We start from the raw sequence: 1,124 nt of genomic DNA, 5'->3' as shown, positions 1-1,124 counted from the left end.
ATATAGCAACCCTAAATCAATCATGAGAAAACACCGTAGTCATGAAGTTTAGGGAAGTCAAATATTTGACAGTTGATTGATAGTTCAAATAACTCCTTGATCACAGTAAACGAGTGACAGAAAAAATAAAACTCTCGAACAAATCGTTTTGCTTGCAGCCAAATATCTTCTACAGGATTCTGTTGAGGTGCATTCGGGGCAAATCTCAAGCAAGTAATCCACCATTGTTCTTTTTCCAAGTCATGATTTAATGAATCCAGATAATCTTGAATTTGTTGTGAACGGTGATAACTTGCACCATCCCAAATGATTAATAGCTTAGTTTCGGGACGTTGTTGACGGAGATATTCTAAAAAATTAATTGTGTTTTTAGAGTCACCTTTTGGGGCTGAATATGTGAGAAATTCCTTGGTTTTATAATCTAATGCACCAAAATATGTTTGTTTATCACGAGCATTTACTACTGGTACTGATATTCGTTCACCAGTTTTTCCCCAGACATAACCACATACATCTCCCCATAATAAATGACATTCGTCAATCATGAACACCACTAGCTCTCCTGACTCTATTTCCGGTCGTCGCGTCTCCAACAACTCACAAATCTCTTTTTTTTTGAGTCTACTAATTCTTGGTTATATTTCGGATTATTTGCCTGTGTTTTCTTCCAGCTAATATTGGCAGCATCAAATATCTCGTAGTAACTTTGTTTTGAGGCGAATGTCACTCCATATTTTGAGGCTATATGATACTCTAATTCATTTAATGTCCATTTTTCTTTAGTTTGCAACCATTCTATTACCTCGGCACGTTGAATATTAGAAAGAAATCCTTTACTTCCTTTGTACTTGAGTTTTAAACCATCAATTCCCTTTTGAAAAAACGCTTTCTTGTAGGTACTAATAAACCCAGATGAGACATCTAATATTGGCATTATCTCGTCATGTTTATATCCACGTAACAACATTTTTACTGCTGTAGCTCGCTTAATCTCACGCGGCTCTTGACTATTTTTGATAAAATCCTCTAATAATTGTATCCACATTTGTAGCCCACACCCCAGTTCTCAAATTTACTTTTTTCTTATTTCCGTATTTTCTCACAAACTGCTCAGGATTGCTATA

Annotated in this window: 1 protein-coding gene; it reads right to left on the bottom strand. The window is 35.5% G+C overall.

Annotated features, from left to right (window positions below; all coding sequences use genetic code 11):
* Positions 1 to 20 precede the first annotated feature (20 nt).
* A protein-coding gene (locus H5968_RS24955) for an IS630 family transposase (RefSeq protein WP_222620812.1) occupies positions 21 to 1,045 on the bottom strand; the annotation gives its coding sequence in 2 pieces (ribosomal slippage) (positions 21 to 622 and positions 622 to 1,045; 1,026 coding nt in all).
* Positions 1,046 to 1,124 lie beyond the last annotated feature (79 nt).

Origin of the sequence: Sphaerospermopsis sp. LEGE 00249 (assembly GCF_014299995.1) — a bacterium.
GTDB classification, from domain to species: Bacteria; Cyanobacteriota; Cyanobacteriia; order Cyanobacteriales; family Nostocaceae; genus Sphaerospermopsis; species Sphaerospermopsis kisseleviana.
This window is presented reverse-complemented; position numbering and strand designations above follow the sequence as displayed.